Source organism: Gardnerella sp. DNF00983 (assembly GCF_049244265.1).
Lineage (GTDB): Bacteria > Actinomycetota > Actinomycetes > Actinomycetales > Bifidobacteriaceae > Bifidobacterium > Bifidobacterium vaginale_J.
This window is the reverse complement of the sequence record NZ_CP058392.1, coordinates 1,386,977-1,409,926: the sequence shown is the minus strand read 5'-3', so window position 1 is coordinate 1,409,926 and position 22,950 is coordinate 1,386,977. Positions and strand designations below refer to the sequence as shown.

The 22,950-nt window shown below is 40.5% G+C and carries 22 protein-coding genes; 19 read left to right on the top strand and 3 right to left on the bottom strand.

Annotated features, from left to right (window positions below; genetic code table 11):
* Window positions 1–16: 16 nt before the first annotated feature.
* From HXT34_RS05520 to HXT34_RS05480, 9 genes are all read left to right on the top strand, one after another.
* Window positions 17–3,319, top strand: coding sequence for a type I restriction endonuclease subunit R (locus HXT34_RS05520; protein ID WP_421784768.1), 3,303 nt, complete (start codon window positions 17–19; stop codon window positions 3,317–3,319).
* Between the two features lie 237 nt (window positions 3,320–3,556).
* Window positions 3,557–5,275 carry an FTR1 family iron permease gene (locus HXT34_RS05515; protein ID WP_421784766.1) on the top strand — a complete coding sequence of 573 codons (1,719 nt, stop codon included), beginning with the start codon at window positions 3,557–3,559 and terminating at the stop codon, window positions 5,273–5,275.
* 95 nt (window positions 5,276–5,370) lie between these two features.
* Window positions 5,371–6,015 (top strand): iron transporter, encoded by a 645-nt coding sequence (locus HXT34_RS05510; protein ID WP_064621410.1) that lies wholly within the window; start codon window positions 5,371–5,373, stop codon window positions 6,013–6,015.
* A gap of 72 nt (window positions 6,016–6,087) precedes the next feature.
* Window positions 6,088–7,359 carry a Fe-S-containing protein gene (locus HXT34_RS05505; RefSeq protein WP_421784764.1) on the top strand — a complete coding sequence of 424 codons (1,272 nt, stop codon included), beginning with the start codon at window positions 6,088–6,090 and terminating at the stop codon, window positions 7,357–7,359.
* Between the two features lie 12 nt (window positions 7,360–7,371).
* Complete coding sequence (locus HXT34_RS05500; RefSeq protein WP_421784762.1) at window positions 7,372–8,706, top strand: ABC transporter permease; 1,335 nt, start codon at window positions 7,372–7,374, stop codon at window positions 8,704–8,706.
* On the top strand, window positions 8,696–10,051 hold the full coding sequence (locus HXT34_RS05495; protein ID WP_421784760.1) for an FtsX-like permease family protein: 1,356 nt from the start codon (window positions 8,696–8,698) through the stop codon (window positions 10,049–10,051). Before HXT34_RS05500 ends, HXT34_RS05495 begins: the two co-directional genes overlap by 11 nt.
* Window positions 10,052–10,114: 63 nt before the next feature.
* Entirely contained in the window at window positions 10,115–10,960 is an 846-nt protein-coding gene (locus tag HXT34_RS05490; protein WP_421784758.1) for an ABC transporter ATP-binding protein, read from the top strand.
* A 44-nt stretch (window positions 10,961–11,004) separates the two neighbouring features.
* Window positions 11,005–11,604 (top strand): FMN-binding protein, encoded by a 600-nt coding sequence (locus tag HXT34_RS05485; RefSeq protein WP_421784756.1) that lies wholly within the window; start codon window positions 11,005–11,007, stop codon window positions 11,602–11,604.
* Between the two features lie 111 nt (window positions 11,605–11,715).
* Window positions 11,716–12,069: a hypothetical protein gene (locus tag HXT34_RS05480; protein ID WP_415683227.1), complete on the top strand. Its 354-nt coding sequence runs from the start codon at window positions 11,716–11,718 to the stop codon at window positions 12,067–12,069.
* A 4-nt stretch (window positions 12,070–12,073) separates the two neighbouring features.
* Here HXT34_RS05480 and HXT34_RS05475 read toward each other — a convergent pair whose 3' ends face one another.
* Window positions 12,074–12,592, bottom strand: a complete 519-nt coding sequence (locus HXT34_RS05475; RefSeq protein WP_415683228.1) for a hypothetical protein — start codon at window positions 12,590–12,592, stop codon at window positions 12,074–12,076.
* Between the two features lie 192 nt (window positions 12,593–12,784).
* Here HXT34_RS05475 and HXT34_RS05470 point away from each other — a divergent pair, with 192 nt between their 5' ends.
* From HXT34_RS05470 to HXT34_RS05425, 10 genes are all read left to right on the top strand, one after another.
* Window positions 12,785–13,525, top strand: coding sequence for a response regulator transcription factor (locus tag HXT34_RS05470; protein WP_415683229.1), 741 nt, complete (start codon window positions 12,785–12,787; stop codon window positions 13,523–13,525).
* Complete coding sequence (locus tag HXT34_RS05465; protein WP_421784753.1) at window positions 13,519–14,742, top strand: histidine kinase; 1,224 nt, start codon at window positions 13,519–13,521, stop codon at window positions 14,740–14,742. The genes HXT34_RS05470 and HXT34_RS05465 overlap by 7 nt, the downstream gene beginning before the upstream one ends.
* Window positions 14,743–14,979: 237 nt before the next feature.
* Window positions 14,980–15,273: a DUF2089 family protein gene (locus HXT34_RS05460; protein WP_004110367.1), complete on the top strand. Its 294-nt coding sequence runs from the start codon at window positions 14,980–14,982 to the stop codon at window positions 15,271–15,273.
* Window positions 15,270–15,443 (top strand): hypothetical protein, encoded by a 174-nt coding sequence (locus HXT34_RS05455; RefSeq protein ID WP_421784751.1) that lies wholly within the window; start codon window positions 15,270–15,272, stop codon window positions 15,441–15,443. The genes HXT34_RS05460 and HXT34_RS05455 overlap by 4 nt, the downstream gene beginning before the upstream one ends.
* A 120-nt stretch (window positions 15,444–15,563) precedes the next feature.
* The gene (locus HXT34_RS05450) at window positions 15,564–15,875 is read left to right on the top strand and encodes a type II toxin-antitoxin system RelE/ParE family toxin (protein ID WP_004129677.1); all 312 of its coding nucleotides are present in this window, start codon (window positions 15,564–15,566) and stop codon (window positions 15,873–15,875) included.
* Window positions 15,869–16,156 (top strand): addiction module antidote protein, encoded by a 288-nt coding sequence (locus HXT34_RS05445; RefSeq protein WP_004129679.1) that lies wholly within the window; start codon window positions 15,869–15,871, stop codon window positions 16,154–16,156. Before HXT34_RS05450 ends, HXT34_RS05445 begins: the two co-directional genes overlap by 7 nt.
* A 275-nt stretch (window positions 16,157–16,431) precedes the next feature.
* On the top strand, window positions 16,432–16,893 hold the full coding sequence (locus HXT34_RS05440) for a hypothetical protein (protein ID WP_421784749.1): 462 nt from the start codon (window positions 16,432–16,434) through the stop codon (window positions 16,891–16,893).
* 34 nt (window positions 16,894–16,927) lie between these two features.
* The gene (locus HXT34_RS05435; protein ID WP_421784747.1) at window positions 16,928–17,581 is read left to right on the top strand and encodes a LuxR C-terminal-related transcriptional regulator; all 654 of its coding nucleotides are present in this window, start codon (window positions 16,928–16,930) and stop codon (window positions 17,579–17,581) included.
* Window positions 17,582–17,615: 34 nt separating this feature from the next.
* Entirely contained in the window at window positions 17,616–18,788 is a 1,173-nt protein-coding gene (locus HXT34_RS05430) for an exodeoxyribonuclease V (protein ID WP_421784745.1), read from the top strand.
* A gap of 355 nt (window positions 18,789–19,143) precedes the next feature.
* Window positions 19,144–20,595, top strand: a complete 1,452-nt coding sequence (locus tag HXT34_RS05425) for an ATP-binding protein (RefSeq protein WP_421784743.1) — start codon at window positions 19,144–19,146, stop codon at window positions 20,593–20,595.
* A gap of 252 nt (window positions 20,596–20,847) precedes the next feature.
* Here the strand turns inward: HXT34_RS05425 and HXT34_RS05420 are convergent, their stop codons facing one another.
* Window positions 20,848–21,441 carry a hypothetical protein gene (locus HXT34_RS05420; protein ID WP_415683236.1) on the bottom strand — a complete coding sequence of 198 codons (594 nt, stop codon included), beginning with the start codon at window positions 21,439–21,441 and terminating at the stop codon, window positions 20,848–20,850.
* 351 nt (window positions 21,442–21,792) lie between these two features.
* Window positions 21,793–22,887 (bottom strand): class 1b ribonucleoside-diphosphate reductase subunit beta, encoded by a 1,095-nt coding sequence (nrdF, locus tag HXT34_RS05415; RefSeq protein WP_415687464.1) that lies wholly within the window; start codon window positions 22,885–22,887, stop codon window positions 21,793–21,795.
* Window positions 22,888–22,950: the final 63 nt, after the last annotated feature.

Sequence of the window (22,950 nt, the reverse complement as noted above, 5' to 3'; positions counted from 1 at the left end):
GAAAGAAGGAAGCAAAATGAAAATTGTGTTAGAGAATCAAGATAGCACTGTAATGTCTACGTTCACGCCGAGTGAGCGAAACGACGGCAGCTATCAAAGCGAAGCACAACTCGAAGAAGAGTTCATTAACATTTTGCAATCCCAAGGCTACGAGTACGCTCACATTCACAACGAGAAAGATCTTATAGCAAATCTTCGAGTGCAAATCGAAAAGCTCAACGACTATCATTTTTCAGATGGCGAATGGGAAAGATTTTTCAAAGAAAATATTGCAAACAGTACTGACGATATAGTTAAGAAAACAGATACTATTCAGCGAGATAACGTTAAAATACTCAAAAAAGATAACGGCGAAGGTAAAAACATAAATATTATTGACAAAGAAAATATTCACAAGAATATTGTGCAAGTAATCAATCAGTATGCTGTTAACGCAAACGATAATGCAAGCGATAATGCAAACAATAATGATGCAAATGGCCCTGCGCGTAGTAATCGTTACGATGTGACTGTTCTGGTAAACGGCTTGCCAATGGTTCACATTGAGCTAAAGCGCAGAGGCGTGCCTATTAGAGAAGCGTTCAATCAGATTAACCGTTATGCTTGCGACTCATTTTGGGCTGGAAGCGGACTATTTGGATACGTGCAAATTTTCGTAATCTCAAACGGCACTGAAACAAAGTATTACTCTAACTCAACTCGCAATAATGCTTACAACGAGCAGAAAAGTAGAGGATCTAGCAAAACAACAACAAGTAACAGTTTTGAATTTACAAACTATTGGTCCGATGCTCAAAACACTATAATCTCCGACTTATGCGATTTTGCTAGAACATTCTTTGCAAAGCACGTAATTCTTAACATTCTTACAAAATATTGCGTTTTTAATGCAGAAGATTGCTTGATGGTTATGCGTCCATACCAGATTACTGCAGCAGAAAACATAGTGAATCGCGTAAAATACATGTTTGCTAATGCAAGCAAAATGCCAGCATCAGAGCGTCAAAAGGGTGGATATATTTGGCATACTACTGGATCTGGCAAAACGCTAACTAGCTTCAAAACATCGCAGCTAGTAAAAGCGTTAAAAGACGCAGAAGGCAAGAATCTTGTTGACAAAGTTTTGTTTGTGGTAGATCGTAAAGACCTTGACTATCAAACAATGAGAGAATACAACAGGTTTGAAAAAGGAGCCGCAAATAGTAACACTTCAACATCTGTGCTTACAAAACAGCTAGAAGACAATACGGAAGAATGCAGGCTTATTATAACCACTATTCAAAAGCTTAGTAGATTTATAAGCAGCAACCCAAGCCATGAAATTTACAAAAAGCGCATAGTGTTTATTTTTGACGAATGCCACAGAAGTCAGTTTGGAGGCATGCATGCAGATATTGTAAAACACTTTAAAAATGCTCTGCTTTTTGGGTTTACTGGCACGCCAATTTTTGAAGCGAACGCTGCTGGCTCCGACGCTGCGCATATTTCTACAACCGAGCAAACCTTTGGGCCGTGCTTGCACACGTACACAATCATTAACGCGATTAACGATAAAAATGTGTTGCCATTCCGCGTGGAATACGTTGCTACTGTAAAAACGTCGAGCGAGCTGGAAAAGGCAACCGACGAATTGGTTAAAGACATTAATCGCCCTGAGGTAATTAGGCACCCAGAGCGCGTGCATAATGTTGTTCAATACATTATTGAGCATTTTAGTCAAAAAACGTATCGCAATGAGAAAACTTACAAGTACAAGCGCATTCTTAACGTTAAAGAACTTGCTGCAGATAAGCATAACTCTGTAGAACCTAAAAAATCTTCTGAAGCAGTTGACGTAAACGGCTTTAATTCAATCTTTGCTGTTGCGGACATTGAGCTTGCAAAATTGTATTACAACGAGTTCAAAAAGCAGCAGCAAAATCTGCCGCCAAGCGAACGCTTAAAAGTGGTAACTATTTTTAGCTATGCAGTAAACGAGGGTGAGTCAGATTCTTCGGAGTATAGCAACGGCATGGGTTCTCTTGGAGAAGAAAATTCTGAAAGCACTGCAAGACTTGACGCAAATTCGCAAGAATTCTTGGAAAGCGCTATAAACGACTACAATCAAATGTTTGGAATGCACTACGATACGTCAAACAGTGAGTTTCAGAGTTACTATAAGGATGTGTCAATGAGGATGAAGAATAAGGAAATTGACGTTTTGATTGTAGTCAACATGTTCCTAACTGGTTTCGATGCAACAACTTTGAACACGCTTTGGGTAGATAAAAATCTTCGCATGCATGGGCTTATTCAAGCGTTTTCGCGCACAAATCGAATATTGAACTCCGTTAAAACGTTCGGAAACATTGTGTGCTTTAGGGATTTGAGCTATCAAGTTGACAAAGCGGTAGCTCTTTTTGGAGATAAAGATGCGCAAGGTATTGTGCTTTGCCCTACCTTTGAGCAGATTTTCAACGGTTATGTTGATGCTAATGGATCTGAGCGCTGTGGATACAGTGATTTAGTAAATGAGCTTATGGAAAAGTATCCGCTACAAGGATTCAATATTGTTGGAGAAGAGAATCAGAAAAAGTTCATATCGCTTTTTGGCAATATTTTGCGCTTGCGTAACATGCTGAAAGCTTTCGATCAATTTGAAGGCAACGAGATAATCAAAGAGCGCGATATGCAAGATTACTTGGGGCATTATCAAGATTTGCATGAAGAATGGAAGCGTAAAGAGCAAAAAGGCGAGATTGCAGACATTACGGACGATGTTGTGTTTGAGATGGAGCTTGTGCGCCAAGTAGAAGTAAATATTGACTACATTTTGATGTTAGTAGAACGTTACCATAGCAAGCATTGTAAAGATAAAAATGTTCTTGCTTCTATTAGGGTGGCGATTGACGCTAGCCCGCAGTTGCGTAGTAAAAAGAAGCTTATTGAAGGGTTTATTGCGCAGCTTAATGAGAAGGAGCTTGAGAAGCTTGTGAATTATGGTGGTACAACTACTGTTTACGATTCGAACGGCAACAAGGTGAGTATTGTTGATTGCTGGAGCGAGTATGTTGAGAAAAAGTATAATCATGACTTGGCGCAACTTGTGCAAAGCGAAGGATTAAACGATGATTTGACTCGCAAGTTTATGGAGAAATCTTTTAGCGCTGGCGAAGTGAGCGAGCTTGGTACAGATATTAATGATTTAATGCCTAGAATGAGCAGATTTGGTGCTGCGGCTCAAGCGCGCGCTGAGAAGAAAAGTCGCATTGTGGAAAGTATGAGAAAACTGTTTAATGAGTTTGTTGGGCTTATTGGCTTTAGTCAAAACGAAAGATAATTCTCATTATTAACATATTTTTTGTAATATTTGCGTATTTTTTGTGTCGAACTATATCAATCTACATGATATGTCGATATTATGTACCTGTGGGGCCCTTGATGGCAAGTTTTAGTTGGGTGCGCTCAATTTGGGGTAGAGCGCGTAGATATGCAGGAAATGCGTTAACGCAAAAGGCGTAAAACGCGTGAGAAGTGCGGAATCGCAAGAAGACGCGGAAGAACGCGAGGAGATGTTATGCGCGCGTATGTAAAAGTGCGCCGAATTATTCGTGACTCGGCTGCACTGATTCTGGCTGTGTGCATGTTGGTAGGTTGCATAGTTAGCTCGTTTGCTACAACTATTCCAGCTTTTGCAACAGATGCAGATCGTTCGTATACTAGCTGGACAGAAGTTTCTAAAGCAATTAACAATGAATTGCTACAAGGTCAATCAGAATACAATAGTGGCAATAATTCTGGAGCTGCAACTCGATTTGAAGCAGCATACAATTCCGTTTACGTTGCTTCTAACATGATTACGGTTGTGCGAGATGCAATCGGGCAGAATAAAGTTCAAGCACAAACTGATCAATTCCAGCAGCTGCAAACGCTTGTATACCAGCAAAATCAAAGTTCGCAAATAAGTGCTGTGTCGAAAGCTCTTTCGGCAGACGTTTCGCAAACTGCATCTAGTCTCGATGCCAACTCAAAAGTGGATAAGCCAAATGTTTATGCGCAAAAGTTGCGTGCGCAAATTAAAGCAGAGCGCAAAAAGCTAGATGCTGCAAAAAAGAAAAACCTTGGACGCAATGGTCGTACGTGGGGTCAAGTTGCTCGAGAAATGAATGTTATTCTCGACAAATCTGTTGCAAAATACAAGTCTGCAAAAGGTAATAAAACTCAAGTAGCAGCCGCAGTTGATTTAATTAACGAAGCCTATTACCAGTATTACGAAAAGCTCGGTTTCGAGAAGAACGTGATGAATGCAATAAGCGGAAGTCGCGTTTCGACTGTCGAATATCAATTCAAAGAGTGCCGCCAAACAATGAACAATGGCGGAACTATTGAGCAAGCTAAAAAGTTTGTAACGGATCTTAAAGCGATGCTTATTGAAGACGCAGCAAAATTAGACAAAGGTGCATCTTCAAGCGCAAATCCATTTATGCAATTCATAACTAGCTCATTTGGTCAAGCTTTCGTAATTTTGCTTCGTGAAGGTTTGGAAGCGTTGCTAGTTGTTGCAGCAATTATTGCTTACCTTGTTAAATCCGGTCACAAGAATATGGTGAAGTATATTTACCTAGGTATTGCGGCTGGAATTGTGGCATCTCTCGCTGTAGCTGCACTATTCGGATTGCTGTTTAATGGCTCTGGTCCGCAGCAGGAGATTACAGAAGGCGTTGTTGCATTGTTCGCAATGCTTATGCTGCTTTACACGAGTAACTGGATGATTTCTAGATCTTCAGTGCAAGCATGGAATAAGTATATTAGTGAGCAAACAACGGCAGCAGTTTCTAAGGGAAGCTTGGTTTCTTTAGCGTTATTGAGTTTCCTTGCTGTGTTCCGCGAAGGTGCTGAAACTGTAATCTTCTATCAAGCAATCTTTGCAGTTTCAAACGGAGCTGACTCTATGATTTGGGGAGGCTTCATTTCCGCTGCTGCAGTTCTTGTAGTGATATTCTTGCTAATTCGTTTCGCATCTGTGCACATACCAATTCGCCCATTCTTTACTGGAACAAGTGCTCTTATGTCTGTTCTCGTAGTGATTTTTGCAGGCGGTGGTGTGCACGCGTTAATCGAGGGCGACGCTCTCGAAGGAATGTATATTCAAGGCTTGCCAACTAACGATTGGCTTGGGTTCTATCCGTATGTTGAGACGATTGTTGCTCAAATTGTGGCAGCAATTGTTGTGATTTCACTGCTTTGCGTATCTATTGCGCGAAGTCGTGTGAAACGCGCGGTAGAAAATAAATAAGCAAAACAACAAATAACCAACTAATAAATAATTAATAAACAACCAATAACAATAATTAAATAAAAATAACTAACAACAAACACAGAAGGTTAGATATGAAGAATAATAAAATGATGGCAATTGCAGCTTTGGCTCTTGCTGGACTGCTTGCGCTCGCTGGATGCGGTTCCAATGGCAATTCAGCTAAAACTGATGCTAAGTCACAAGCAACCGAGCAGAAGGCTGACGACAAGGCTGATGACAAGGGCGGCGATAAGGGCTTTGAGGAGGTTCCAGTTGGTCCTCACCAAGATCAGAATATTGGACCTCTTACTATTGGTGCCGTGTACTTCCAGCCAGTTGATATGCTCCCAGCCGGTATGGGCTTGAAGGCAAGCGAAGCAAGCTTCCACCTTGAAGCCGATATCCACGCTAACCAAAAAGGTACAAAGCTTGGCTACGGTAAGGGCGAGTTCATTCCAGATTTGACTGTGAACTATGAGATTGTCGATAAGGCAAGCGGCGAATCCGTTGGTAAGGGCACGTTCATGCAGATGAACGCTTCCGATGGTCCTCACTACGGTGCAAACGTTAAGCTTGACAAAGCTGGAAATTACAAGCTCGTGCTTTCTATTGAATCCCCAGAAAAGAAGGGTTGGATGCTTCACGTCGATCCTGCTACCGGCGTAACCGGTCGCTTCTGGACCGAGCCAATTAAGGCAACCTTTGACGATTGGAAGTACACTCCTCGTCAGTGGTAGTGATAGCTAGTTAATAATTAGCGATTAATTAATAATTTTAGTAAATAATAAGTAGTAGCAAAGGAGGGAGTTATGCTCAGACTGTTTGTGGCAGTTATGCCTGGGCTGCTCCCTCTTGCGCTACTCACAATGGGATTAAGCACATCGCTTACTGTTGGCGAGGGGCGAGATAAGCCTCTAAGTGCACGTTGGAGATTGTATGGGCTGTCTGCAGGCACAGTCGCAGCTCTTATTTTTGCTATACTTCGCGCATCTGTAGTAATTAATCAGCGAAACTTTATTAATATGCCGGCGTTGTGCATTGCGGTTCCGCTTGATATTGCTGCAATTATTGTGGTTATTTTTTCACACAAAATAATAAAAAATTGGCGTAATTGCCCGCTTTTAATGCACATAAGCAACGCAATTGGTGCATGTTGCTTAGCATTTACTGTGTTTTATGCTTTGCCAGATGTTATTTTGCAGCTTACTATTTTCGTAGATTCAAGCACTCCGCCTTTTACATCAGACATGTTACTTCGCGCGCTTGGTTTTGTGCTCGGCGTTATTGCTGCTATTTGCTTAAGTCTTATGGTGCGTTCTTTGCGCACTACATCTAACGCTATTTGCTTCAAAATTGCTGTAGTTTTAAGCATGATTATTTTGCTAGTACAGCACATAACTTCACTTTTGCAGATTATGCAAGGAAGCATTCTGCTTTATATGGATGACTTTTCTTTCAGCGTGCTTGTTTGGCTAATTAATAACGCTCCATTAATGATTATGGCGCAAATTAGCGTGTTCATGATTCCTGCTGCTGCATCCGTAATAATAGGCTTTAAAACGGCTGTAGTTGGTGAAAATGCTGCACAAATCCGCGCAAAGCGTGCATTTAAGCGCAAATCGCGAAAGTCTGCGCTCGCAGCTCTTTTGGCTGCTATCACAGTGATACTTACGCTTACTGTAGGCGTATCTATTATGAATATTAAACCAACTCTTACGCCTCCAGAACCGTATGAATTGCACGATGGTGTTGCAACTATTAATTACGTTCAAGTTTCAGATGGTCATTTGCATCGCTTCCAATACAAAGCAAAAGACGGCACTGTTATGCGCTTTATAATCATTAAAAAGAATGGTGGAGCGTATGGCGTCGGATTGGATGCTTGCGAAAACTGCGGTGATGCAGGCTACTATGAAAAAGACGGTAAGATTATTTGCCGTAAGTGCGATGTAGCAATTAATTTGGCAACTATCGGTTTCAAAGGTGGTTGCAATCCGATTCCGTTCCCGTATAAGGCTGGGCATGGCAAAATCACAATTCATACTGCTGATTTAGACGTGCTCAGTTCGCATTTTAAGTAAGGGAGAGTTGCTATGTTTATGATGCGCATGGTTGCTCGATCTCTTGTGCGGCAATTGAAAAAGCGTGTGTTGATTGCGCTCGTAGTGTGCTTAAGCGCGTGCGTTAGCGTATCAATGCTTAGCGTTGTGTATGACGTTGGAGACAAAATTAACGCAGAGCTTAGTTCATATGGTTCAAATATTGTGGTTCAGCCAAAATCTAGCGCTGTTGTAAATGATTTGTATGCTTCTCGAGAGCAGATTGATACTAATGGTTCTGGGAGTTTAAAGGCTGCGGAAAGCCATGAGTCTACTGCTTCGCTAAAAGAATCTGACGCTGCAAAAATAAAAATGATTTTCTGGGCGTTTAATATCACTAATTTTGCGCCGAAAATAACTGTTCACGCAAATCTTGAAGCAAAATCTTCTGGCGATTTGGTAGTGCCTATTGTTGGAACTTGGTTTAATCGCAAGCTTGCGCTCGCTTCCGGTGAAACAACGGTTGTTGGCGTTCAAGGTTTGCGCTCTTGGTGGAAGATTAATGCAGGTCGTTGGGCAAAAGACAATAAATCTGAAGCAATGGTAGGTGCGCAGTTAGCTGATCGTTTGCACTTAAAAATTGGTCAGCGTTTGCGTTTGATTCGTGACGGGTGCGAGGTTTCGTTGCATTTGGTTGGCGTATACGATTCTGGCGACGACGATAATAACGCAATCTACGCAAGTTCTAGCGATGCTCAAAGCCTTGCAAATAAGCCGAATAAGGTTGATTCGATTGAAGTAAAGGCTCTTACTACTCCTGAAAATGATTTAGCGCGAAAGGCTGCTAAAAATCCGGCAGCGCTCAGCCAGGAAGAGTGGGAAACCTGGTATTGCACGGCTTACCCGAGTTCGATTACTTACCAAATTGAGGAGGTAATTCCTGGAGCTGTTGCAAAGCAGGTTCGTCAAGTTGCAGCTCTTCAGGGTAACGTATTAAATAAGACGCGCGCTGTTATGGTTTTGATGACTGCGTTGAGTTTAATTGCTGCGGCTGTTGCTGTGGCGAATCTTATGGCTGCTTCAATTTCTGAGCGTTCTGGCGAGCTTGCTTTACTCAAGGCGTTAGGTGCGCGTGATGGTGCTGTTGCTCGTCTTATGCTTATGGAAACTGCGGTTATTGCGTTTGGTGGAGCGTTACTAGGCATGGCTTTGGGATTTGCAGTGGCGCAGATTATTGGTTTCACAGTGTTCGGCTCTGCGATTTTGTTCCGACCGATGGTATTTGTTCTGGTGTTCGTGCTGCTTGCGTTGACTGTGCTTGCGGCTGCAGGCTCGTCGATTCGTTCGATTTTGAGTGTGCGTCCTGCGGAGGTGCTTCATGGCAGGTAAATCTTATATGACTTCCAACAATTCTATGTTTATAACCATGCTGTTTAGCGCGGTATTTCGTCGAAAATCGCGTGCTCTAATGGCTGTTATTGCAACGCTTGTTGGTGCTGCTACGCTGTTTTGTTTAGCTGCAATCTGCCTTGTTGTACCTCAACAGATGAGCGATGAAATGCGCGCGTATGGAGCGAATATTATCGTAACTCCAATTGAGGGCGAGTGGAAAAACGGTATTGATCGCGCAATGGTTTTGCACACAAACGATATGGTTCTTGCAAAAGGTGCTATGCGATCTGCTACATATCGTTACGAAAACGTGCGTATTAATGCAGCTCCGTATGTTTTAGCAGGAATAGATGTTCGTTCAGTAAAGTCGCTTAATAAGCATTGGAATGTAGACGGCTCTTGGCCTAGCAGTGGCAATGTTATGGTTGGGCGAGATGTAGCTCTTGCGATGGGCTTAAAAATAGGCTCTCGTATTGCGATTGCGTATAGATCTTCAGATAATGCTGCCGGCTCGCATAAACCAGCGGAGAAGTCTGCAAATCAGTCTGCAAGTGAATCTGCAAATAAGTCTACAAATCAGTCTGCAGATAAGCCAGCAGAGAATCAAGCGCAAAATTCTGCTGCAAATTCTTCAGATCAGTCTGCGCAAAAATCTTCTCAACAAAAGCTTGTTGAAGGCAGAGTTTCAACAGATATTATGGATACTCACGGCACAACTTTCCGCGTTTGTGGCATTTTGGACACAGGCGGTGCAGAGGATTCTATGCTATATGCGCTAAACGCAGATGTAAATTCTCTTACGGGAGTTAAGCGTGGTGCGGATGTTATTGCTTACTCGTCTTCTGCACCTAGCGTTGATGCGGTTGTTAGAAGCATTAACGATATGACTTCTATGCGTGTGCGCGCTCAGCAAGTTACTAAAGTTACTGCTGCTGACACTGGTATTATTACTATGCTTCGCAGCCTGTTCTGCATTGTATCGCTAGTTGTTTTGGTACTGATGATGGTCGGTGTGAGCACTACTATTTCTTCGATCGTGCAGCAGCGTCGAAATGAAATTGGTTTGCGCAAAGCTTTGGGTGCGAGCGCACGGAGTATTGGCGTGGAGTTTACTGCTGAAGCTGGATTATATGGCTTCGTTGGCGGTATTGCTGGTACTGCGGTAGGGTATGTGTTTGCTCGTTTGCTTGCTGCAATGGTGTTCTCGAGAGATTTGGGCGTGAACTGGTGGCTAGTCGTGTTCTCTATTGTATTTAGCGTTGCTGCGTCTTGCGTTGCTGCGTTGCCGCCTGTTTTGCGCGCTTCAAAAATTGACCCTGCGATTGTGCTTCGAGAAGAATAGTTTTAATCGTAAATTTAGAGATTGTTTAAGATTTGAGTTAAGGATTTGAGTTAAGGATTTAATATGACAGAGAATATAGAAAATAAGTTGGAAAGCACGGAGTCTAATCCAAAAATGCTGTTGACTTTGGATCATATTTCCAAGATTTACGGCTCTCTACGCGCGGTTGACGATTTGTCGCTTACTGTGCCAGAAGGCGAGTGGCTTTCAATCGTTGGCTCGAGTGGCTCTGGTAAAACCACGCTTATGAACATTATTGGCTGCATGGATTCGCCGTCCAAGGGTTCCGTGTCTTTGCAAGGACGCAAACTTGAGGATTTGAACGCGGGCCAACTTGCTGACGTTCGTAAAAACGTAATCGGTTTAGTTTTTCAAAAGTTTTATCTTGTTCCGCATTTAACGGCAGTTGAAAACGTGATGGTTGCGCAATACTATCATTCTGTTGTTGACGAAGCTCAAGCAATGGATGCTTTGGATCGCGTAGGTTTGAAGGATCGCGCTCACCATTTGCCAAGCCAGCTTTCTGGTGGTGAGCAGCAGCGTGTTTGCGTTGCGCGTGCGCTTATAAACTGCCCTAAGTTGCTTCTTGCGGATGAGCCGACTGGTAATTTGGACGAAAAAAATGAGCAGATTGTGCTCGACTTGTTTAAACAGCTACACAAGCAAGGTACGACGATTATTGTTGTAACTCACGATTCTTTGGTAGCTCAGTGCGCGGATCGCGAAATTATGCTCAACCACGGTGTACTTGTTGGTGAGCGTTGGAATAACGAGGATGCTCGCAAAGCATACGAGGCGATTGGCGGCAAGCCTGCGTTTACGAGTGCGCATATTGATGAAAGCGTTGCAGAGGCTTTGCAAGACCATGAGCCTACTAAGTCGCCTAAATTAGCGAATTTAGATGATTAGTTGCGTGGGTTTTAAAATATACAAGGTTTGAAGGCGATGATTTTATGATTTCAGATAATATGTTTCACGATGTTTCACGAGATGATTTGAAATCCAAAAAAGTTACGAAAACCGTTGCTGCGCTTGCGATTGTAGCTGCATCGTCCGCTATGTTTTCTGCTTGCGGCGAGCCGAGTGCTGTGCCGATGAATGACGAGTTTGCAGGAAACTCTGGTCAAAGCGCGGATGATGGCGGTAATCCTTCAGGCAAGTACGATGCTGGAGCTCAGCAATCTAAGTCTTCAGCTCAAAGTGAAGATTCTGGGGATTCTAAAAACCAATCTAAAACTGATACTGGCAATTACAAAGATGGTGACTATAAAGTCAAAGCTACGTATGGTCCGGTTGCAGAAGACAGTTTCGATGTGCGCTTAAGCATTGCAAATGGAAATGTTAGCGATGTGCAAATGACGCCTCATCCGTTTACGCCGATTTCAAGAGGTCATATGGATGCATTCTCAAAGGCTATCCCTGGAAAAATCGTTGGAAAGCCGTTGAAAGATTTGCATATTTCGGTTGTTGCTGGAGCAAGTTGGACTAGCGACGCATTCAATAAAGCTCTTGACGTTGCTCGCCAAGAGGCTTCAATTCAATCCGCAAAATAAATGTACTCAGAACTTAGTACTCAAGATTGCACGGAAAATGTTGGTAATTAGACTTAAAGCAACGCACAAATAAGTTGTGCAAATACGTTACAAATACAAGGAGATGCAAACATGAACAGCGCAAATATGGGTAGTGCAAGTATGAGTGATTTTGGTATAGGCTCTTGGCAGCCAGAAGATAACGTAAACAAAATAGGAAACGTTAGTGAAAATAGCATTAATCAAATTCAAAAGCAGGAAGATAAACTTTCGGAAAATAGTAGCGAAGAGCTTTCACAAGATGAAATTGATGAATTAGCTAAGCAATTAGAAGAATTCTTTACAAAATATATTGTGCTAGAAAATGGCTCTTTTGTTGTAAAAGAAGACGCCATTATTGCAGACGGTTATGGAGATCGCATAGAAGATTTTCGCAAAGCTGCAAAAGGATTTAACGTTGTAATAGAAAAGCAAAATAAGCATTAATTCTTTAAAAATCGCTTTGATCCGTAGGGTGACCTTGTGGGCGCTTTATTACTCGCCACAAAATCACTAGTGCTAAGACGCCATTTGCAATTCCGTAGTAATAAAGCCAAGGAACGTGAATAAGCCCACAAATAAAGCATGTAATAATATTTGTTAAATTATTTGAGTAATTGCTAAGTATTTGCTTATTTTGCAATTCGACTTTTTTGCGTTCTTGCGTAAGAGCCATGCTTTCTTTGTTGCTGTCTATGCTCTTAACGTCACTACTTATATCGCTAGAGTTAGTGCTATCGAGTTCTGCAGTATTATTTGCTTCATTTGCATTAGTTGCGTTACTTGTGTTTTTTCCTTCAAGAACACTTTTTCGCAAGAAAAAATATGCATAAGAATACAATGCAACAGAAAGAAGTCCTAGAACAAGCCACAAAACGAAAAAGCCAAAGCTACGCATAAAAGCAGCTGTTGAGGCAAGCGCCATCGCAGCTACTTCTGCGGAGTGCAATACTACTAATCGTTTTGTCATATAATCCTGCTGCAATCATTATTAAAGATGAATTTCAACGCAACTAAAAGTCACATATTGTTACTTATTATAATCACATATGATTTACGTGTAGTACTTGTAATCATTTTTTACTACACAATTTGCCCTACTTTGCGCGCGTTTATAAAGTAGAATATAAGAAAAGTAGCGTGTGATTGCAAGAAAGCCATTATGCCAAAAACGTATGCAATAGTAGATAACGACCCATTAGTTTTAGCGGTTATGCGAAACGTGCTCAGCAAGCTTTTGCCGAGTGAGTACGCGTGCAAATGGTGCGTAAAATCAGGCGTGCAAGCTTTGAAATATTGCCAAGTAGCAAAAACAACTCCAGATTATATTTTGATAGATATGTCAATGAAAGACATGTCTGGAGTAGACGTAATACGCGCAATTCGCGAGAAAAACAATAACATTATTTTAATTGGTATGACTTCTTACGATTGTAGATCCTACGCTTCTATGGTTGCGCAAGTTGGTGGGCAGGCAATGGTTGCTAAAGACAATTTCAAAGGACTAGCAGAAGCTTTGCAATATTGCGATAATCAAAATGTGTATGGCTGCCGTTGCGTTAAAGATGTTGCTTACGATTTTGCTACTCCGCAAGAATCTTTTATTAGGCTTTCTAAATCAAGGTCGCGCAGCGTTTTGCCGCCGCAAGAGCTAAAAATCATGGAACTGCTTGCTAAAGGCTACACGACGAATCAGATTGCGGCTCAACTTGGTCTTATGCCAAACACTGTAAACACGCATATTCATAGGATTTACAAAAAATTGCATGTTTCTAATCGCGTACAAGCAATATCCGCATTTGCTGCAATGCAAAATCGTGAGCAAGATAGCAATCTGCAATATTTTAATGATTTGCCGCAAAATCATCCGAATATTTTGCAAGAAACGGATAGCGCATGTTAATGAAAACATTTTCGCGCGTTATTGAGTTGGTTAAAAGCTGGAAAATTCAGCGAACTTTATTCATAATATTGGCGATTCTTGTAGTGTCAATGGATGTGCAATTTTGCCATACAGCTGGGTTGTGGAATAATCCATTACAATCTGCGTGTCAATACGTTTGGATGTTTGCAATATTTCTTTTGATTGCTTTTCCGCGTCAAATATCACTCGTAACTCCGATTTTGTATTGCGTAACGTTAGCAGTACCAGGCGTAAATGCAACTTGCGTGCTTTTTTCGTTGATTGCTAGCATGTTTGTTGCAGGCTTTTACGATTCGTGGAAGTATTTGCTTTGTGTGTACATAGTTTCGCTGAATATTATGTACTTTGCAAAAATGGCGTATATTCCGTTTACTTTTCCTTGTTTTATTCTTATTTCTATGATTTGCGGTTACGCTTTGCGCAAGTATTTGAACATGTTGGAAGAAAATAATCGCGCAAAAATGAATATTGTACGAAGCAAGTTCCAGTCTTATATTGCGTCTGTTGCGTTGCAATTGCACGACGATGTGAACAATGAGATTACTGATATTACGTTGCTTGCAACGGATGCTTTATATGCTGAGAACAATGAACATACAAAAGAATCGTTAGAGCAGATTATTGAACATTCGCGTAATGCACTTTCCAAAGCGAGACTTGTTATCAGCCTGCTTGAGCAAGCTGAGCATAAGTATGATGATTCTTTAGATTCAAATATTGCCAGCACGCAGTTCGTTTATGGTTCTAATAGCAATGATCGCATGAATTTGACTGATTTTTTATGCAATATTCGTGCGCGTTTACAGGCTGAACGGCAAATTTGTGAGCAGCTTGGGTACTATGGCTCTGTAATAGTGGTTGATAAAAGTTCGGGGAGTGGTGATTTTACTGCATCTGCAACTGTTAGTACTGAAAAGGCTCAATGTGCGATTAGCATGTGCAGCGAGTTGCTTACTAATATTCGCAAGCATTGCAATACTAGCGTTGATTTTTCTATGAATGTTACGGTTGATGAGCGCGAATGCAAAATAATGTGCATGAATTCGATTTCGACGTTGAATAAGTTTGGTGGAATACTCGTTTTTGGCAAAGGGCTGCTGTTTCACAAAAAATCTGTGGAACGCTTAGGCGGATCTTTAATCGCGCAAAAAGATGATGACACTTGGCTGGTCAATGTTGTTATTCCGCTAAACTAGCAGCGCTCAAATCATGCGTTATCGTGGCAAAAATTGCAAATCTAGCAAAAACTGCCACGATAACTCCATATTCTCATATGTTACGTAAATATATATCTTTATTATTTTGGCGACATAAAAATGTCGCTTTGCGTCATATCTCTCATACTCATTCTTGACAAACCCATACAACAACTTTAATATTTTTAATAAAAGTTTAATTTAATTAAAGTTTTATAGGTTGACGAAAGGGGTGATATGGATCATATTCCAAAATGGATGGCTAATCTCACAGACGAAGATATGTCGTTTATAAAGAACTTTGTATTATCGTCTGGATCGTTAAAAGAAATGTCGCAAATGTATCAAGTCTCTTACCCAACGATGAGAATCAGACTTAACAGGCTCATTGAAAAACTGCGCATAAGCGACAATGAACCAGAAGATCCGTTCGTTCTTTTAGTAAAGAGTCTTGCTATTGACGATAAATACGATGTTGACACAGCTCGAACACTCATAAACGAATATAGAAAAAGAAAGGATGAATCATGAGCTATGCATTTTTTGGTCCGATAATTGACATTCTTATTGCACTTGCTATATGTGCTTTAGTGTTCTTTATTGCAAGAAGTCTTATTCGATATGCGCATTCTCTTAAGAAAGATGATACGTCATCTACGCAGTCTGCAGAAGATAAAAGAATTGCATTACAAGACTTATAAAACACAAAAATACCCAGTTATCGTGGCAAAAATCGCAAAATTAACAAAAACTGCCACGATAACTGATATGACTGTTTACTTATTATTGCAAAACTGTATCCTACAGGATAAAATATTTTTATGGAGATACTTAAAACAGATGAGTATCGCAATTGGATGAAAAAACTTCGCGATACGCAATCTAAAGCTCGAATTAACGCGAGGCTGAGATTATGTGAAATTGCAGGCAAGCCAGTAGGTGATTTGCATCCAGTTTGCAATGGCATTAGCGAGCTGCGTTTTACTTTTGGGCCAGGATATCGTGTGTATTTTGCGCAAAAAGGCTCAAAACTAATGCTGTTACTCGCTGGTGGAGATAAAAGTAGTCAAAGTAAAGATATTAAACAAGCAAAGATACTCCTTGCACAGTTAATTGAGGAGAAGAAATGGTAAATATAAGTAAATGGGATGCGAGTGAGTATCTTGAGAACGATGATGATGTTATTGCGTATCTCAATGCAGCAGCAGAACTAAATGATCCTTGTTTACTGCAAGCCGCTATAGGCGATATTGCAAAAGCTAGAGGAATGAAAGAAATTGCTCAAAAAGCCGAGGTTGGAAGGGAAAGCCTTTACAAAAGCTTAAGACGAGACGGCAATCCCAGCTTCCAAACTATTGCGAAGGTTGTTCAAGCATTAGGTGGACGTATTGCAATAGAACCAGCAAATGCGTGACGCACACAGTTATCGTGGCAAAAATTGCAAAATTAGCAAAAACTGCCACAATAACTCCATAAGTATGTCTCTATTTAAGAATGGTTCCAAAACGGAAATGTTCTTAAATGTTGATTGTTGAGAACATGCAAACTGCCAATAGTAAAAGTTTTTTTTTTAAAAAAGTTTTCTAAAAGCACTATCGTTAAAAATAGGTACGCCTATTTGTGTAGATAAAATCTGCACGTTAGTATGTTGATAATTTACAAAACAAGAATCACGAGGAGGTGCTTATTATGACTAATCCTTTGCGCGGTATACGAGAAGAGGATATTGTTAAGTACTTTAAAGCGCATAATCTTTCAGTTGGTAAAACGTATGTGCTTACTATGAAGTACGACCCTTGGTGGAAAGATTTAATCAAACTATTTTTATTACCTCGATTATTCTATGTAGCGCAAAGCGTTGATGCGCGTATTGTTGCCGCCACTGATAATGAGTTTATTGTTGTTAATCCGAATGCCATTTTAGGCTCGGGTAATCTAGTTAAATTAGACGATAAGCATCTTCATCGCATTCCGTGGAATCAACTCACTAATTTTGAAGTTATAAATAAGCCAACAACTCAAATAATTCGCTTTACTGTCAATGGTAAAACCGAAGAATGGAGTGTGCCAACGGAAAGTGCTAGCGTGTGGCACTTTAATGTGTACAATCTTGATAATTTGAGAAAAACAATACAATCGCACATCTCTTGATAAGCGGATTCCAAAACAAGATACCATATATTGTATGAACACTACTTACGCAATTGTTGATAATGACACGCTTGTATTGCGATATATGCAACTTCTTCTAAAAAGTCGTTTGCCTGAAAACTTTGTTTGTGCATGGATGTGTTCTTCTGCAAAACAAGCTATTCATCGTTGCGTTACAGAAAATACTCCTGACATACTTTTAGTAGATATGTCAATGAGAGAAATGAGTGGTGTTGATGTGATTAAGGCAATTCGCGAGCGCAATAGCAATATTGTTTTAATTGGCATTACTTCCTACATGCTGGATGAATACGTATTGCAAGTTGCTAAGTCGGGTGGTCAAGCGTTAGTGCATAAAGACAATGTAGCAGACGTAGTTGCAGCCATCCAATCGCGCGCAACAAGCTACGGTTGCCCAGAATTGCCACAATATATTGACTATTTTCACACTCCGCAAGAATCATTTAATATGATTTCTCAACTTCCGAAGGCTTCAGTTTTGTCTCCTCAAGAATCGGAAATTATGCGCTTGTGCAAACAGGGGTATTCGTCAAAAGAGATTGCAGATCAGCTTAATGTGAAAGTTTCAACAGTAAACACGCATTTACGGCGTATTTATGGAAAACTTCAAGTTAAAAGTCGCATGCAGGCGCTTGCCGCGCTCGCAAAATATTCGCATGACATATAACGTGTAAGCAATTAACGCGTAAAAGTAGGTAGTTATGAAATTATTAACGCGTATGATCAATTTTTTGCCGCATGATGCCTGGCAGAAAATTGGAATTGGTGTGATCATAAGTTGTACTTTGCTTCTTGAAATTTGTTCCTATAATAATCTTCATTACTACTCTAATTGGCATGCCATTACGGTTGAAATAGTATGGATTGTAATCTGCTTATGTATTGCAATATGGCCTCGTAAAGCATCTTTTATTGTACTTATTTGGATGCCGTTGGTAATTATTGCGCCCAATATCAACTACTCATCTATGATGCTTACCATATTGATTTGTTTGGCAATTGCTGTAATTACTCAACCTTGGTACACCGTGCTTTCTTCTTGCGGAGTATCTTCATGGTTCTTTATTATCTGCGATTTTCAAAACGCTTATGTGTTAGCGTGGTGGCTTCTTATTACTCTTATTTCTAGCGCAATCGTAAAATACTATATTTCTACTATTCACCAACAACAGGAACAGTTATTTGCGCAGCGTTACAATGTTTTTCAAAAATATGCCACTATTGCAGCAATTCGCATGCACGATGAAGTAACTAATGAGCTTTCCAGCATTATGATGATGGCTCAACAATCTATTGAACCTCAAACAACTCATGAACAAGAGCATGAAAATTCGCAAGAGATTCTTCAACGTGCTACTACAACTGTTCATAGAGCACGTAATATCATTTCTCTTCTTGACAATGCTACAACTGCAAGCACTGGCGATGTTATGCAATCGACTACATGTTATAAAGATTTTTGCACAGGATTACGCGTTTTATTTGATGGTGAACAAAAGTCATTTGAAAAGCTTGGCTATATTGGTTCCATTGACTTTAGTATTGATTTAACTGCTGAAGATTCTCGATCAATCCATTTGCCTTTTGAAGAATGTGCTCAAATTGAGTATATTTGCCGAGAACTGCTTGCGAACGTAAAAAAGCATGCTGCAACGCCTAAAGAATACGCCATGAATGTAATGCTTAATGACCATGAATGTCATATTACGTGTATAAATAGTGCGCAACGAGGTATTCTTGCTAACTTGCAATTAGGATATGGACTGCGTTTTCATAAGATGCTTGCGGAACGCGTTGGTGGAACTTTTAAAGTTATTGAAGATGGCGATTCGTGGATTATTAATGTACATGTTCCGCTTCATGCAGAGAAATAGCCATTGCGCAAGATGCTTATTGTGCTTTCTTGCGCTTCAATCGAGTACTTGGACGCTTTTCGACCGAGTATTTGGACGCGTCTGCTGCGCAGCAGATGCAAGTAGGCGGTTAATTTGCAATACAGAATGCTGTTTCGTTGTTATGTTATACAAAGTTATCATGGCAGTTTTTGCGAATTTTGCAATTTCTGCCACGATAACGCTCGGTTGCGTTGAGTATATTGCAAAATAATATAATTTAGATTATTATAATTACGATTATAATAATCGCGATTATAATAACTTGAGCGCAGATTCAGCAGCTATAAGATGCGCTGAAAAATATTGCAATTATTAGCGTAGCGGCAGGTGGAATATGGTTTTTGTTGGCAGACAAGACGAGTTACAAGTACTGGAAAAACTGTATGAAAACAGCAAACACTCGTTCCAGATGGCAATAGTTTATGGTCGAAGACGAATAGGAAAAACTTCGCTTATTTCACAATTTTGTAAAAATAAGCGCGCAATACTTTTTACTGCTCGCGAACAAACTAATATTGAGAATTTGCGTGATTTCTCGCGCGCGGTGTACGACTTCTTCAATCTTCCATCAACTACAGGATCGTTTAATAATTGGAACGACGCTCTCGATTTCATTGCGCAACAATCTAACAACGCAAATCAAATTGCTTCTCAATCTCCACTTATTCTAGTTTTTGACGAATTTCCTTACGCTGCTCAAGCAGATAAATCCTTAGCGTCAACATTCCAAGTCGCAATAGATCATAAATTTAAGAACACGAACATGACTCTTATTTTGTGCGGCAGCAACGAAGGATTCATGGAAAGTGAAGTGCTTGGTAAAAAGAGTCCGCTTTACGGAAGACGTACTGCACAGATTCGCTTGCAACCATTTAATCTTTTTGAAGCAGCTGAACTTATGCCAAATAATGCTACTTGGGAAGATAAAATCAACTATTTTGCATCCCTTGGAGGAACGCCATACTATATTGAACAGTTAGATAATAAGTCTTCGCTTGCGGAAAATCTTGAGCAGCTATGCTTTAATATTTCGGGAATTTTGTACGCTGAGCCAGACATGCTTATGCGCCAAGAATTGCGCGATCCGTCAACATACAATAGTGTGCTCAATGCTCTTGCAACGGGATGCAATACTCCGACTTTAATATCGGATCGTATTGGATTGCCGGCTACATCAGTGAACGTGTATTTGAAAACATTAGAAGGTCTTGGATTAATTGAAAGAAATATTCCATTCGGCATGAATCCTCTTCATTGCAAAAAAGGATTATGGCAGATTTGTGACCCATTTTTTGCGTATTGGTATAGGTTTGTAGCACCTAATAAAGGATTGATCGAACGCGGACTTTCGCACGCTGCCGCAAGTAGTGTTCTTGGTGGCGAACATGAAGTATTTAGTACTTTTGTAGGTCAACAGTTTGAGAAAATGTGCGAACAGTGGATTGTGCACCAATGCAAAATTGGCAGAATGGACTTTTTGCCAACTAAGTTAGGTAAATGGTGGGGTGCTGATCCTATTGCTCGTGAACAAACTGATATCGATATTGTTGCGCAAGACGATATTAACAAGCAGCTTCTTATTGCAGAATGTAAGTGGCGTAATAATCTTAACGAAGCTGAAGCAGTGAGCAAGTTGTTGCAGCGAGCAACTTTAGTTGAGAATGCAAAAAATCGCGATTATAAGAAAATATTTATGCTTTTTACAAAGTATCCAACTTCTTACAATCCTCGTCATGCTAAAACAAGCATCAACTTTGTTGACGCGCAAACAATGTTTTTTAACTGATTACGAGACAATAGTTACGAGACTATATTGCATAGCAATAATCACAAGTTATCGTGGCAGTTTTTGCTAGATTTGCAATTTCTGCCACGATAACGCGTATAGTATAGCGACTGTGCAATTAAAGTTACGCGATACAGTCACGTAATCAGTTAAAAAAATATTGCCTGTTCATCAACCTAGTCGATGCACAGGCAATATTTTCAAAACAACAAAATTTGGCAAATAATCTAAATTATGTTGCTAAACCATTTACTATTTTGCTACGTCAAAAACTACTATACGTTGACCGCCATAAGTTCTGGCATCAAGACAAGTTTGGACAAAGTAAGCAGATTTAGGGAATTGCTTAATATACTCTTTGAATAGGTTTGACAATTTATCAGAGCTGCCGTTACCTTCAAAGTTTTTATAATCCGTAACTTTATAATCTTTGCCGTTTAATTTGACTGGTGTGCCCTTTTGAAGTTTCCTTAATAAAGCTCCTGAAGTGGTTAAACGGTCGGCGACCATATAATGACCGGTATTAACTTGGAACCATTTGTCATTAGGCGTCCAGTGATAAAAAGAATCTTTCACCTGAGACAAACTTTTAGGGTAAGCTTCCCAAATAACAGATTTGGTTTCGCCTAGAGCCTCAAAAGTTCCTTTTTCGCCTTCTACAAAAGCCTCAGGAACTTTCTTTTCTGAAGGTTTTTTGATTGATTTTGAATGTTCTTTAGTTGACTGACGGGTTATTTTCGTAGACGCTGTATTGTTTGCTTTTGTGTTACCGCAGGCTGCTAGTCCTACTAACGAGCTGAATAGCACTACAAGACAAAGTAATTTTTTATAAGTCATTTTCCCCATACTTGTCCTTCTTTCTTCATACAGACGTGACTAATAGCTGCTAGGCGCACTTATCAATTTGGATTCCAAACTTGAACGTCAGCTCAGTTCAGCCCAAAAGTTTTTGGCTTAAACGTTAGGATGAGTGATAGCCACTGCTGATTTTTGCATAAAGGGATTAACAAAACCAGTTCATCTCACATAGTGTACCATAAGTGTGGAGGTAGTCTGTGCTACTTTCTAATTTTTCAGTTTTTGTGTATGCGATATTTTGGTTTAATAATTAACTTATATAAATTAAATTGGTTAACTAATTAAATCTAATTAGTTAACCAATCAAACTGCTAAATAGTCAAACAGTAGGCTATACGACTAGAAATCCCAATCGTCGTCGTCAGTTTCAACGGACTTGCCCATAATGTAGCTGGAGCCAGAACCGGAGAAGAAGTCGTGATTTTCGTCGGCAGCAGGAGAAAGAGCCGCAAGAATTTCTGGGCTTACGTGAGTTTCTTCTTCGCTGTACTTCGCAGGATAGCCAAGATTCATCAAAGCTTTGTTAGCGTTGTAGCGCACGAAGTCAAAAACGTCATCGTGGAAGTCAAATCCTTCGTAAATCTGACCAGAATACTCAACTTCCAAATCGTACAAAGTATCGAGCAAGTTCATAGTGAACTTTTCAAGATTCTTCTTATCGTTCTCGCTTCTAAGCTCCAAACCGCGCTGGAACTTGTAGCCAGAATAATAGCCATGAATTGCTTTATCGCGCAAAATCAAACGAATCATATCTGCAGTGTTCATCATTTTACCGCGAGAAGCAAAGTAAAGCGGAAGGTAGAAGCCCGCGTAAAGAAGCAACGAAGAAAGCATAGTTGCAGCAATCTTGCGCTTAAGCGGATCTTCGCTCTCGTACTCGCAAAGCACAGTGGTGACGCGCTGCTGCAAAACGTCGTTTCCAACAGCCCAACGGTAAGCCTCATCAATTTCCTCGCTAGAGCAAAGAGTGGAGAAAATAGAGGAGTAGGAACGAGCGTGAATCGACTGCATAAAAGCAATATTCGTGTAAATAGCCTGCTCGTGCTCAGTGCGAGCGTGCTCAATCTGGCAAAGCTCGCCAATAGTTGCCTGGCTGGTATCAAGCAAAGTCAAGCCTGTAAAAACGCGAGTAGTGGTTTTGCGCTCAAGGTCGGTGAGGGAACGCCAAGAAGGGATATCGTTGCTCAGCGGCACTTTTTCTGGAAGCCAGAAGTTAGCAATAAGGCGATTCCAAACGTCCAAATCCTTGTCGTCAATAATATTGTTCCAATTAACTGGGCGCACGCGAGATCCGTGATGGTAGCGGTACTGAGATGGTGTGATAGAAGCTGCCATCATAGTGTCATCTGCGATTACGCGATTTGTGCCGAAAGGCTTATCGAGGCTACTGCGCAGTGCTGTTGGGTCGAGCGCTGTTGGGCTGAGTTCTGTCATAATTACTCCTGATCTTGTGTTTACGTTTTATAAAATTTTTAAGTTTTGATTTAATCTTTAAAG